At 72.9% G+C, this 12,302-nt stretch carries 14 protein-coding genes; 2 read left to right on the top strand and 12 right to left on the bottom strand.

Features of this window, described 5'->3' with window-relative positions; translation table 11 throughout:
* Nucleotides 1-77: 77 nt before the first annotated feature.
* From ACZ3ZD_RS16995 to ACZ3ZD_RS16965, 7 genes are all read right to left on the bottom strand, one after another.
* Nucleotides 78-347, bottom strand: coding sequence for a hypothetical protein (locus ACZ3ZD_RS16995; protein WP_467397664.1), 270 nt, complete (start codon nt 345-347; stop codon nt 78-80).
* The gene (locus ACZ3ZD_RS16990; protein WP_467397877.1) at nt 344-682 is read right to left on the bottom strand and encodes an ArsR/SmtB family transcription factor; all 339 of its coding nucleotides are present in this window, start codon (nt 680-682) and stop codon (nt 344-346) included. Before ACZ3ZD_RS16990 ends, ACZ3ZD_RS16995 begins: the two co-directional genes overlap by 4 nt.
* Before the next feature lie 82 nt (nt 683-764).
* Nucleotides 765-1,352, bottom strand: coding sequence for a DedA family protein (locus tag ACZ3ZD_RS16985; protein ID WP_467397661.1), 588 nt, complete (start codon nt 1,350-1,352; stop codon nt 765-767).
* A 159-nt stretch (nt 1,353-1,511) separates the two neighbouring features.
* Nucleotides 1,512-2,459 carry an MIP/aquaporin family protein gene (locus ACZ3ZD_RS16980; protein ID WP_467397659.1) on the bottom strand — a complete coding sequence of 316 codons (948 nt, stop codon included), beginning with the start codon at nt 2,457-2,459 and terminating at the stop codon, nt 1,512-1,514.
* 90 nt (nt 2,460-2,549) lie between these two features.
* Entirely contained in the window at nt 2,550-3,215 is a 666-nt protein-coding gene (locus tag ACZ3ZD_RS16975; RefSeq protein WP_467397657.1) for an SDR family NAD(P)-dependent oxidoreductase, read from the bottom strand.
* 62 nt (nt 3,216-3,277) lie between these two features.
* Entirely contained in the window at nt 3,278-4,021 is a 744-nt protein-coding gene (locus ACZ3ZD_RS16970; RefSeq protein WP_467397654.1) for a DUF4328 domain-containing protein, read from the bottom strand.
* 110 nt (nt 4,022-4,131) lie between these two features.
* Nucleotides 4,132-4,818: a DUF6445 family protein gene (locus tag ACZ3ZD_RS16965; RefSeq protein WP_467397652.1), complete on the bottom strand. Its 687-nt coding sequence runs from the start codon at nt 4,816-4,818 to the stop codon at nt 4,132-4,134.
* 228 nt (nt 4,819-5,046) lie between these two features.
* Between ACZ3ZD_RS16965 and ACZ3ZD_RS16960 the strand changes: the two genes are divergently transcribed.
* A complete protein-coding gene (locus ACZ3ZD_RS16960; RefSeq protein WP_467397875.1) occupies nt 5,047-5,799 on the top strand; it encodes a DUF4142 domain-containing protein in 753 nt (250 codons plus the stop codon).
* On the opposite strand, the gene ACZ3ZD_RS16955 is transcribed toward ACZ3ZD_RS16960, so the two are convergent.
* Together ACZ3ZD_RS16955 and ACZ3ZD_RS16950 are read right to left on the bottom strand one after the other, a co-directional pair.
* Nucleotides 5,800-7,491 (bottom strand): glycoside hydrolase family 13 protein, encoded by a 1,692-nt coding sequence (locus tag ACZ3ZD_RS16955; protein WP_467397650.1) that lies wholly within the window; start codon nt 7,489-7,491, stop codon nt 5,800-5,802.
* A 99-nt stretch (nt 7,492-7,590) separates the two neighbouring features.
* Complete coding sequence (locus tag ACZ3ZD_RS16950) at nt 7,591-8,556, bottom strand: nucleoside hydrolase (protein ID WP_467397647.1); 966 nt, start codon at nt 8,554-8,556, stop codon at nt 7,591-7,593.
* A 175-nt stretch (nt 8,557-8,731) separates the two neighbouring features.
* On the opposite strand from ACZ3ZD_RS16950, the gene ACZ3ZD_RS16945 reads away from it, so the two are divergent.
* The gene (locus ACZ3ZD_RS16945) at nt 8,732-9,541 is read left to right on the top strand and encodes a hypothetical protein (RefSeq protein ID WP_467397645.1); all 810 of its coding nucleotides are present in this window, start codon (nt 8,732-8,734) and stop codon (nt 9,539-9,541) included.
* 3 nt (nt 9,542-9,544) lie between these two features.
* Here ACZ3ZD_RS16945 and ACZ3ZD_RS16940 read toward each other — a convergent pair whose 3' ends face one another.
* The 3 genes from ACZ3ZD_RS16940 to ACZ3ZD_RS16930 form a co-directional block, all read right to left on the bottom strand.
* The gene (locus tag ACZ3ZD_RS16940) at nt 9,545-10,888 is read right to left on the bottom strand and encodes a helix-turn-helix domain-containing protein (RefSeq protein WP_467397643.1); all 1,344 of its coding nucleotides are present in this window, start codon (nt 10,886-10,888) and stop codon (nt 9,545-9,547) included.
* A 236-nt stretch (nt 10,889-11,124) separates the two neighbouring features.
* On the bottom strand, nt 11,125-11,457 hold the full coding sequence (locus ACZ3ZD_RS16935; protein WP_467397640.1) for a DUF397 domain-containing protein: 333 nt from the start codon (nt 11,455-11,457) through the stop codon (nt 11,125-11,127).
* Nucleotides 11,417-12,265, bottom strand: a complete 849-nt coding sequence (locus ACZ3ZD_RS16930) for a helix-turn-helix domain-containing protein (RefSeq protein WP_467397638.1) — start codon at nt 12,263-12,265, stop codon at nt 11,417-11,419. The genes ACZ3ZD_RS16935 and ACZ3ZD_RS16930 overlap by 41 nt, the downstream gene beginning before the upstream one ends.
* Nucleotides 12,266-12,302: the final 37 nt, after the last annotated feature.

The raw sequence follows: 12,302 nt of genomic DNA, 5'->3' as shown, positions 1-12,302 counted from the left end.
CTCGCGTACGACGCGAGACAGTGCCTCTTCCACCGGGCCGCCGAGTTGCCGCTCGACGGCCCGGACTCGTTACGCCGTCACTCGACGTCCTTGAGGATCCGCTCGACCGACCGCATCCGGGTCTGCAGGTCGGCCAGGCGTTCGTCGATGCCGGCGAGTTGCTGGAGCGCGGAGTCGTGTGACCGGGTGGCCCGCTCCGCCAGCGTCCGGTACTCGTGGTCGCGGGCCAGGATGGCCCGCGCCCGCCAGGTCGTGGCCAGGTGCCAGATGACGATGGTGATGACCGCAGCGAACGCGCCGACCAGGCCGACGGTGCCGACGACCTCCTGCCAGGCGTGGTAACTCATCGCGGGCTTCCCTTCTCGCCGTCCTCCGGGACGTGTGCGTGGGTGGTGAGCGGTGACAGCGTGTCCGCGATGCTCTGCGGGGTCAGATGGAGCGCGAAGGGGGTCACCTCGTAGAACTTCATCGCTTTCCCGTCGCTCGATATCTCCAGTTGGCCGATGACCAGTCCCGCCGCCTCCAGCCGTCTGAGGTGGGCCTGGAGCAGGGCCCTGCTGATGCCGAGTTCACGGGCCAGCCGGCTGACGTAGTTGCGGCGCCGGGCGAGCGCGGCCACGACTCCCAGCCGGTGCGGGTTCGCCAGGGTTCCGAGCACCCGGGCGAGCCGGTCGGCGGGCAGACCGCACGCGTCCGGACCGGCCTCGGTGGGGTCGGGCGCCGAGGGGCCGGGACCGTCCGGGTCGGCTGCCGGCCGCGTCAGGTCAGTCACCGGGTCCGCCGAGGTCACCGGTACGACGGGTGCTCCACCGCGTGCAGGCCCAGCGGACGCCCATGACGGTGCTCGCGGTCAGGACGGAGACGGCGGGCCCCATGCACACCAGCATCACGCCGTTGTCGACGAGCCGTCCGCCCAGGTAGCCGAGGCCCAGGGTGCAGGACACGAAGACGGCCTCGGCGGCCAGGGCACCGAGGAGGTAGCTGCGCGGCGGGAAGTCGACGATCCCGGCCGTGACCCCGCCGAGGCCGCGGCCGCTGGGCACGAACCGCATCGCGATCACCGAGGGCACGCCGTAGCGGCGGAACCGCTCGGCGGCCCGGTCCAGCATCGAACGCCGCTTCTGCCGGCGGGACATCCAGCGCAGCGCACGGCCACGGGCGAGGCACCCCGCCCAGAACATGCTCATGTCACCAAGGACGGTGCTCGTCAATAAGATCACGATCAGGAGGGGCAGGTTCAGGCTGCCGGCCGCGGCGAGGGCGCCCGCGCCGGCCACCAGGGCCGAGTTCGGGATCATGGGCGGCATCGTCACGAGTACGAGCAGGACGTACATCCAGTGCGAACCGTCCACCCCGATCAGCTCCCCTCGGTTGTCGCGTGCCTCTCCGCGTCATCACCTGCATACGGAGACTTGCACGTCCACTGACGCGCGACAACGCGAACGGGGGCACCCCAGGGGGATCTACGGGCCGCCCCCTAGGGGTTCCACCCCGAGACCCTCAGACATCCCTCACTCCTCGTCGCTGGTGCGCACCGGGGTCGTGCGGCCGGGCTCGGGCGGCTCCGCCAGTTCGGACCGCACCACCAGGACGTCGCCGATGAAGAGGTCGTAGATCAGGATGCCGAGGGCACCGCCGACCAGCGGACCGACGATCGGGATCCACCAGTAGGAGCTGAACGCGCCGGCCAGGCTCCCCGGGAAGGCCAGGCCGTCCCAGCCCGCCGCGTAGGTGAACAGGCGCGGCCCGAAGTCGCGGGCGGGGTTGATGGCGTAGCCCGCGTTGGCTCCGTAGGACATGCCGATGGCGGCGACGACGAGGCCCACGACCAGCGGCCCCAGGTTGGCCCGCACGGCCTGGTTGCGCAGGTCGATGACGGCGGCGATCAGCATGAGCAGGAAGGCCGTACCGACGATCTGGTCGATCAGCGGCCCCCAGACACCGCCGTGGAAGTACGCGGCCGGGAAGGTCGCGAAGATCGAGAACGTGGCGTTCGTGTGCCCGTTCACCTTCGGCCCCGGCGCCGCGCTGTCGTAGGCGTTGATCGCGCTGTGATAGACGAGGTAGACCAGGGCCGCCCCGGTGAGGGCGCCGACGACCTGCGCGAACCAGTACGGCAGGACCTTGGCCCAGGAGAACCCGCGGCGGATGGCCATGGCCAGGGTGACCGCGGGGTTGAGGTGGGCGCCGCTGATCCCGCCGGCCACGTAGACGCCGAGCATGACGGCGAAGGCCCAGCCCCAGGTGATGAGCAGCCAGTCGCCGGCGGCGACGAAGATCGTGGTGGGGGTGGCGGCCCGGCCGGAACCGGGCAGCGCGGCGACCGCCATCGCGACCACACCGCAGCCGAAGGAGATGAGGACGAAGGTTCCCAGGAACTCCGCCATGCACTCGCCCAGCAGGCCGCCCCTGCTCCTGAGGCGGGACGGTTTGACGAGCGCAGGGATTTCCACAGCCATGGAGGCCCCCTCAGAAGAGAGCAATTCGGCCAATATCACCATATTGGCTCACAAAACCACTCTCCGCAGGGTGAACGCTCCCGGCAGGGGTCAGCTGTCGAGGTCGTCGGCGTAGTGGCGAAAACCCCGTCGTTCCCGGTGCAGGGCCCACAGGGCCTGCGCGAGCACGTCCGGGTCCTTGCGGGCGTGCCCCCGGGCGATGGCCCCCGGGATCACCAGCTGGGCGACGTGGATGCCCTCACCGGCCAGCCGGTCGTGCAGCAGATGGCCGTAGGCGCTCTCCGCCGCGAAGGCGATCGAGGTGCCGGCCCGCTCGGGATGCGGTACGGCCGCGCTGCCGCCGTTGACGAACAGGATCGTGCCGCGCCCGAGCCGCCGCATCCCCGGCAGCACCTGCCGCACGGCGGCCACCGCCCCGTACACGGAGAACTCGATCGGCCCCACCAGGTCCCGGTGCCCGGTGTCCAGCACGGGCCGCATGAAGTCGCGGTGCGGCACCGGGCTGTACTGGAGCACCTCGACGGTCCCGAGGGCCTCCGCGAGCCGGTCCAGCGCTTCCGCCAGCTCCTCCGGCCGGCGCACGTCGGCGGGGAAGCCGCGCGCGGTGATCCCCTCGGCCGCGAGGTCCTCGGCGATCGCGTCCAGCCGGCCCCGGTCCCGGGCGACCAGGCCGACCCCGAACCCCTCGCGTCCGAACCGCCGCGCGACGGCGGCACCGAGCCCCGGCCCGGCTCCCACGATGGCGACACTGCTCATGCCCGGCATCCGTACCGCACGGGCCGCCGCCTCACACCGCCCGCCTCACCACACCGGCTGCCTCACACGGCCGTCGCACCGCTGCCGTCCCACACCGGCCGCGGTGCCTCCGGGCCGGCGGCGGCCTCCCGGATGCGTGCCAGCTGGGCGACGGTGACCGCCCGCACGGCGAACGCGCCGGCGACGGCGGCACCGACGACCGCCGCGTCGCTGGCCAGCAGCGGCCACACCTCGGTGTAGGCGCGGGCGATGATCTCGTCGGCGGAGTCCTCGTAGACGATGCCCACCCCGCTGAGCATCCCGAGCAGCCAGAGGACCCACCACACGTTCACGGAGACGGGCAGCCGGCGCCCCGGGGCGGAACCGCGGAACGCGTCGGCGACGATGCCCCGCGGGAACCACAGGTTGACGACCGGGACGATCCAGCCCGCGTACACCCAGAGGCCGGCGTACCGGGGCGCCCGGCCGGACAGCAGGCGCGCGTTGTCCCGCAGCCGCACCACCCAGGACAGGAAGAGCACGGCGCAGACCAGCACCGCGGCCCCGCCGACGGACGTGACCTGGTGGTACGAGTCCTCCAGCGCGGTGAGCGGCCGGTGCAGCCCGCCCCCCTGGTCCGGCGGCCCGGAACCGGGCTCACCGGCGTGTGCCAGCCGCGCCTCCCACACGCCGCGCGCCACCCAGGCGGCGCCCGCGAGCAGCAGCCCGGCGACGGCGAGCCGCCCCGTCACCCGGACGTCCCGGTACGGCGTCGGCCGCCCGGCGGCCCACTCCTCGCGCGCGGCCGGCGCGTCCTCGTGCCCCATCGACCCTCCCCTTGCCGGCGCCCGGGCTCCTCCCGGTCCTCTCCCGGTCTCCTCGGGTGAGGACGACGGCAGCCGGTCCGCCGTTCCGCTCCCAGGGGAGAAGGCCGAGGTCAGGCCATCCAGAAGAACACGGCCGTCATGCGCTTCTCCGCCAGCGTGCGGCCGGAGTAACCGGTCGCGCTGTGCACCAGGTTGGCGTGGTAGAGGAGCAGCCGGTTGTACTTGTGCGGGACGCGGACGTCCTCCTCGAAGGCGTCCGGGGTGACATAGCGGGTGCCGAGGGCCTCGACCAGGTTGGTGTGCGGGGCCTGGACGACGTTGCCGCCGAGCCGGCCGCCGGGCAGGGACTGGCGGTAGAAGCTGGTGCCGCAGTCCTTGGGGACGTCCGGGTTGAGATAGAGCACGGCCGCGTACCGGCACAGGGCGCGGGAGTCGGTGTGCGGGCGGGGCTCGCTCTCGCCCTCCCCGACCACCTGCACGCAGTTGTGGTTGAGGGTGCCGCCGCCGGGCGCCTGCTGCACCCACAGCTCCTTCGCCCCGGTCGCCTTCTTCACCAGCCGCTCGATGCGGCCGAGTTCGCCCGGTTCGAGACCGGGCATGGCACGCAGCCCGGGCCAGGTCTCGGAGGTGTACGGATACCCCTCCACCCAGTCGTCCTTGTCCAGGCACCGCTGCCGTACCGCGTCGACGTCGGGCAGGACGTCGTCCAGCACCCAGTAGTCACGGCCCTTGGTGGGCTTGCGGTAGGGCAGGACGGGCAGCGCGGCCGGCGGGCGGGGCGGGGGCTGTGGGGACATGCGGCGAATCTAGGGGCGCGCCGGGTCCGCCGTCTCCCGGGCAGAGGTCAACCTTCCACCCGGTAAAGGCCAATCTTTCCCCAACGGGTTCCGGTGAATCTTTACCCGGCGGCGCCGAGACGAACGGGCCCCGCGTCCGTACTGCTGTGCGTCGGAACCGCCCACGGGCGGGAACCCCCAGCAGGAGGAACGGTGCGCTTTTCGCGGAACGCGACGGGAACGCTCTTCGTGGGCGGTGCGATGGCCCTGACCCTCACCGCCCTCGCCTACCCGGGCATGCTCGGACTGGACAAGGTCTCCACCGCCCAGGACCGCGTCATCGCCACCACTCAGTGGGGGCCGCTCACCGAGCAGGACCGGGACTTCGTGGTGAAGGTGCGGGCGGCGGGCCTGTGGGAGTACCCGGTGGGTCAGATCGGGCTGCAGAAGGGCGGCTCCAAGGCTGTGATCACGGCCAGTCAGCACCTGATCGACGGGCACGCGGCGCTGGACACCACCTGCCGCAAGATCGCCCCGCTGCTGAACATCACGCTGCCCAACGTGGCGAGCCCCCAGCAGGAGGGCTTCGTGAACACGCTGAAGGCGGACACCGGCAAGCAGTTCGACACCGACTTCGCCAACATCCTGCGGATGACGCACGGCGCGATCTTCAACGCCATCGCGAAGATCCGCTCCACCACGAAGAACTCGCTGGTACGGGCCCTCGCCGACCAGGCCAACGACACGGTGCTGGACCACATGACCGTGATGGAGAAGACGGGCCTGGTCGACTTCGACCAGACCCTGTTCCAGCAGACCACCCCGCCGAAGCTGCCCAACTCGGACCTGACCCCGCCGGCCCCGCCGCCCGGCCAGCCCGAGGTGGTGCTCACCCCGCCGGCGACCGCCACCGCCAGCCCGGTGGACCTCTCGGGCCTCCTCGGCGGCGGCGGCACCCCGGCCCCGGGGGCGAGCCCCGATCCGGCACCTACGGGGGGCTAGCTAGGCCCCGGAGGAAAGGCCCTGGGCCAGCCACACCGTGGTGTCCGGTGGGAGGAGGGTGGCCGCCGGCAGCGGGGTGCTGGCCAGCAGGATCTCGCCCGGCGGGAGCGGGACCGGGTCCGGGCCGAGGTTGGTGACGTTGCGCCAGCCCTCGGTGCGGGTGAAGTCCAGCACGCCGGCGGGCGCGTCCGGCGTCCAGGTCAGCGTCTCGCCCGCCAGCAGTTTGCGGCGCAGCCGCAGCGCCGTGCGGTACAGCTCCAGCGTGGAGCCCTCGGTGCCGGCCTGCGCCTCGACGGCGTACGCCGCGTACGACGGCGGCTGCGGGAGCCAGCCGGCCCCGGGCCCGAAGCCGTACGACGGCCCGGTGGCCGTCCACGGCAGCGGCACCCGGCAGCCGTCGCGGCCCTTGCGGACGTGGCCGGTCTGCTCCCAGATCGGGTCCTGGAGCACCTCGGTGGGCAGGTCGGCGACCTCGGGCAGGCCCAGTTCCTCACCCTGGTAGAGGTACGCCGCACCGGGCAGCGCCAGCATCAGCAGGGTCGCCGCCCGCGCCCGGCGCAGGCCGGCCGCCGGGTCGAGCGCGGGCGCGGTGCCGTGCGAGAGCAGCCAGGCGGCCGGGTCGGTGCCGGGCGGCAGCATCAGCCGGGAGGCGTGCCGTACGACGTCGTGGTTGGACAGCACCCAGGTGGCGGAGGCACCGGCGGCGCGGGCCGTGACCAGCGAGGCGGTGATGACGTCCCGCAGTTCCCCGGCGTCCCAGCGGGCCTCCAGGTACTCGAAGTTGAACGCCTGGCCCAGCTCGTCCGGGCGGGCGTACAGGGCGCGGCGGGCGCCCGGCACCCAGGCCTCGGCGACGGCCGTGCGGGGCGGGCTGTAGGCGTCGAAGATCTTGCGCCAGTCGCGGTAGATCTCGTGGACCTCGTCGCGGTCCCAGTAGGGGTGGCTGCCCGGCGCGACCCGGGGCAGCGCCTCCTCGCCGGTCGCGCCGAGGTCGCCGAGGTCCCGCAGCGGCTCGGTGAGGTCCTTGGCCAGGCCGTGGGCGACGTCGACGCGGAAGCCGTCCACGCCCCGGTCGGACCAGAACCGCAGGGTGGTGCGGAAGTCGGCGCGGACCTCCTCGTTCTGCCAGTTCAGGTCGGGCTGTTCGGGCGCGAAGAGGTGCAGGTACCACTCCCCGTCCGGCACCCGCCGCCAGGCGCTGCCGCCGAAGACCGACTGCCAGTCGCTGGGCGGGAGTTCCCCGCGCGTCCCGCGCCCCCGCCGGAAGACGTAGCGCTCCCGGGCGGCCGAGCCGGGCCCGGCGCGCAGCGCCTCCTGGAACCAGGGGTGCAGGTGCGAGGTGTGGTTGGGGACGACGTCCACGACGACCTTCAGCCCGAGCCGGTGCGCCTCGGCGACCAGGGTGTCGAAATCGTCCAGCGTGCCCAGGCGTTCGTCGACCCCGCGCGGGTCGATGACGTCGTAGCCGCCGTCGGCGAGTTCGGAGGGGTAGAAGGGGCTCAGCCACAGGGCGTCCGCCCCGAGGGCGGCCACGTGGTCCATCCGCTCGGTGATGCCCCGCAGGTCGCCGAGGCCGTCACCGTCGGCGTCGGCGAAGCTGCGCGGATAGACCTGGTAGACGACGGCCTGCCGCCACCAGTCGGGGTTCCTGGACGAGAGGTCCGGCGAGAGGTCCGGCGAGAGGTCTGCCATTCGGGCTCCCAGGGGAGACGGACGACGGTACGGAATCTGTATCTGTCCACCTTGCCCGGAAAGGGAACCCCCGCTGGGACGCCACGCGCCGCCGGGTGGTCAGCGGGCGACCGTCTCCAGGTACAGCTTCACGTACCGGTCCGCGGCCACCTCCAGGGCCACGTCGACCAGGGCCCGTTCGCGGCCGCCCTCGTGGATCTCGGACTCGCCCAGGCGGGGCCGGCGGTCCACGACGGTCTGGCCGCGGGCCGGGCCGGGGGCGAGGGAGACCTCGACCGGGAGGAGGCGGGTGGTGAGGCCGGCCGGGTCGGCGACCGCGCACACCGCGCCGGCGTCGCCGAGGCCGCCCGCCTCCTCGGCCTCCGGCGGCTCGCCCTGGTGGGCGGGGCGGTGGGCGAGCAGCTCGCCGGCCAGCCGGGTGCCGGGCTCGGCGCTGGCGCGCAGCCGGTGCACGTCCGCGCTGTCCACGACGACCTGCTGGAACACGTCCAGGCCGTACATGGTGATCGGCACACCGGCGGTGAGCAGGATCGCGGCGGCCTCCGGGTCGTGCCAGACGTTGAACTCCGCGACCGGGGTGGCGTTCCCGGTGGCCACCGCCCCGCCCATGAACACGATCCGCTCGACGTTCCGGGTCACCTCGGGGTGGGTGCGCAGCAGCAGGGCGATGTTCGTCAGGGGCGCGGTCGGGATCAGGGTGACCGGGCGCGGCGAGGCGAGGATCTCCCGGCGCAGCAGGGTCACGGCGTCGACGTCCGCCGGGGCCCGGGTGGGGGCGGGCAGGCCCAGGTCGCCCATGCCGTCGGAGCCGTGCACGTGCCGGGCCGAACGGGGCGGCTCCAGCAGCGGCCGCTCGGCACCCCGCGCCACCGGGATGTCGGGTGCGCCCGCCCGCTCCAGCACGGTGAGCGTGTTCCGTACGACCCCGTCCACATCGGTGTTCCCGGCCACGCACGTCACCGCCCGCAGGTCGAGCCCCGGGTGCCGCACGGCGAACAGCAGGGCCAGCGCGTCGTCGACCCCGGTGTCGCAGTCGATGATCACGGGGATGGGCTGTCCGGTCACAGCGGACTCCTTCCGTCGAGCCGACGATAGATCAAGCGGGCGCGGGGTGAGCGGCGGCGGATGGGCTGCCCGGGGCGGGAGCCTCACCCGTACGGCGCGGAGGGCTGGTGGGGGGTGGGGGGTGGTGGTGCCGTGGGAGCAGGCACCGTCGGCCGCACGCAGACCAGGAGGCACGATGTCCCCCGCGATACGAGCGATACGCGCGCTACCCGACCGCATACCCCGTGGCGTCGTCCTCTCCCTGCTGGCCACCGGTCTGCTCGCCGCCGGCGGCTGCGCGGCGCTGAGTCTGAAGCAGCCGGCGAGCGCGCCGTACCCGCTGCCCACGGTGGATCCGACGAGTCCGCCGGCGAAGGCGTCGACGCGGGCCGACGCCTCCGCGCTCAGCGACGAGCAGGCGCAGGCCGCGCTGATCAACCAGACCGACCTGGGCGCCCCCTGGACGGCCACGCGCGGCGCGGCCACCTGGCGGGACGGGCTGCTGAAGACGCACACCTCGGCCGGGCAGTGCGAGCGGCTGCTGGACGCCCTGTACAGCGACGAACTCCTCGGCGCCCCGGCCCGGGTCGCCGTCGGCCTGGACGACGCCGACACCGACGCCCAGCTCCGCTACCAGATCGGCGCCCGTCGCCCGGCGGACGTCGACGCCGTGCTGTCCTGGCTGCGGACGATGCCGGCGCAGTGCGCGCGGTTCACGGCCACCACGGAACTGGGCCTCGTGGAGGACGTCCGGGTCGTGGACGCGCCGCTGCCGCAGGTCGGGGACGCCCGGCAGGGCCTGCGCGTCTACCTCTCCACGACGACACCGGACAACCAGCAGTACCTGCTCACCATGGACGTGGCCGCCGTCCGGGTCGGCGAGGACGCCTTCGCGCTGACCAACGCGGGCCTGGGGGACGTCCCGAACGACGCCACCCAGGCCGCCGTGCAGATCGGCGCCCTGCGCCTGGCGGACATCCGCAAGCAGGGACGCGCGCAGGTCTGAGGCTCACAGCGGGGGCTGCGCCGGGGCCGGCCCAAGAGTGGTGGTGCCGGGCGCGGTGCGGTGACCCAGGCCGGTGCGGTAGGCGTCCAGGGCGGCCTCGGTACGGCCCGTGCGGCGCAGCAGGTCGCCCAGCAGCCGGCACAGGTCGGCGAGGTCGCCGGCGGCGCCCGCGCGTTCCAGCAGGCTGAGGGCGCGCACGTAGTGCTCCTCGGCGGCCTCGGTGTCCCGGGCGTCCTCGGCGATGATGCCGAGCAGGCGGTGCGCGGCGGCGGCGTGCACGGCGCCGCGTTCGGAGGAGAAGTCGCCGAGGACGCCCTCCAGGAGGGCGGCGGCCTCCGCGGAGCTGCCCCGGCGGTGCAGCACGTCGGCGAGTTCGACGGCGGCCTGGCTGCGGTACAGGGCGGCCCGGGTCTGGGAGAGCATCGCGTACGCCTGCCGTAACTCGGCCTCGGCACGGTCCAGTTCGCCGTTCTGAGCGTAGACGTAACCGCGCATCCAGTGGCAGTTGGCCAGCTCGGTGCGCAGGCTCAGCTGCCGGTACAGCTCGGCCGCCTTGGCCAGGGAGGCGTCGGCCTCGGCGATCCGGCCCTCGGCGAGCAGGGTACGGGCGACCGAGCGGTGCATACGGGCGATCAGCGCGGGGTCGCCGGCCCGCGGTGCGAGCGCGAGCGCGAACTCGGCGGCCTGGGCGGCGCGGGCGTGGGCGCCCATGTCCATGTAGGGGCCGATGACGCTGGCGTAGAGCAGCAGCAGCGCGTCGGGGTCGTGCAGTCCGCCCCGGTTCAGCTCGTCGAGGGTGGACTCCAACAGGTAGACGGCGTACCGGAGTTCGCCGGCGAGGTAGTGGGCGACGGCCCGGCCGCGGACGGCGGGCACACGCACCGGCAGGGTCTGGTCGGCCAGCCGCTCCTCGGCCTGCTCGAAGTACTCGCGCGCCTCGGTCAGGTCGCCGGTCTCCAGGGCGCACTCGCCGAGTCCGAGCAGGGCGGCGGCCTGTTCGCGGCCGAGTCCGTGGGCCTCCGCCTCGGCGCGCAGCACGCCGTACTGGGCGGCGGCCTCCTCGGCCCGCCCGTCGGCGAGGACGCGCTGGGCCTCGGTGAGCCGGAGTCGCAGGGCGGTGGCGAGGTGGGCGGGCCGGCCGGCGGCCAGCTCCTCGAAGGCGACGCCGAGCCGCTCCGCGATGTGCCGTAACGCCTCGTCGGAGGCCCGGACCCGGCCGGCCTCCAGGGTGGAGATGTAGGCGGGTGAGTACGCCGGCTCCGCCAGCTGTCGCTGGGTGAGGCCCCGTTCGCCGCGCAGCCGTTGTACCCGCCGCCCGATGACCTCCGGGTCGTCCCGCTCCACCATGCCTCGCGTCCCCCCAACGCCCCGGGTAACCCTTGCCGTCGACTCGGGCAGCCCCTAGGTTAAACGGCGAATTAAGCACGCTTAACAGGCCGCTGTCGTGTTGCGAGGTGACCGTGCCCGGACGTCCATCCGCACCCTACGCACGCCCCACCGCACGGAGGGCCGTAACGGCCGCGGTGATCGCCGCGACGGCCCTGCTCCTCGCGGCGAACGCCGGCCCGGCGAGAGCGCAGGGCCTACAGAGCCCGCACGAAGGCGGCCCAGGCCCGCGGGTCCACAGCGAGGTGCGCCAACTCGGGCTGCTTTGAGTCCCTGACAGCAATGAGGGCGGGCAGATCGGCGACCTCTACGCAATCACCGCCGGTGTTTCCGCTGTGGCTTGACTTGTGCCATGCGGCGGGGTGGACAACGGCACACTCGACACACTCACCGCCGCTACTCCCGCTGTACGAGGACTTGCGCCACGCGGCGGGGCCGAGTGCGGCGCATTCGACGCAGTCGCCGCCGTTGCTCCCGCTGTAGCTGGACTTACGCCACGTCGCGCTGTCGAGCTGTCGGCTGGTCTCCATAGCTCTCCTCCATCACGTGGGCGATCAACTCTGCCGAGTCCCGCACCGAGAGCGCGGCAGCCTGTAGCTGATCGTAATGGAGCCAGCCCTCGCTGACGCTCTCCGGATTGGCAGTCATGTGTCCCTGGATGAAGTCCTCCGTGTAGACGATGTCAGGGTGGTCGTCGAAGCGCAGGAGATTGAAGGCGCCGTGCACGGCGGGGTGTTCGCCCGCCGCGTTCGGCAAGATCTGGACGTTGACCATGCGCTGGTCTCGGAAGCTCAACAGGTGCGCGAGTTGCTCTCGCATCACCTCCGGCCCACCCATCGGGCGGTACAGCAGGGCCTCGTCCAGCACGACCCACACCAACGGCGGCCGCTCCCTCTGCAGAAGACGCTGCCGCTCCAGTCGAGCGGCAACCAGCTCATCGAGATGACCCCGGCCCGGCGCGCCGAGCACCGCACGCGCGTACCTCTCGGTCTGCAGCAACCCGTAAACGACCTGCGCCTGAAACGTCGAGATGTACGCCGCCTTCGCCTCCATCTCCGCATACGGCTGGAACCACGTGGGCAACTGGCTCCGCAGGACCAGTCCGACCATCCGCGAGAAGAAGCCGTCCGTCATCAGCGCCGCGTCCACCCGTTCGGCGAACTCCCGCGTCGGCACCTTCAGCGTGGTCTCGATCTGGCCGATCAGCGAACCCGTGCAGAAGACGACCGCGCCGAGTTCCTTCTGCGTGAGCCCCGCCTCCTCCCGTTTTCTGCGCAACTCCGAGCCGAAGTAGTCCAACGGAGAGGCGCTGGGGTCGAGCGGACGGATGTTGACCATGAAGAGAGGCACCCCCTGCGATCGTTCTGTTGCAGAG

The sequence above is a fragment of the Streptomyces sp. NPDC023481 genome (assembly GCF_055560195.1).
This window is presented reverse-complemented; position numbering and strand designations above follow the sequence as displayed.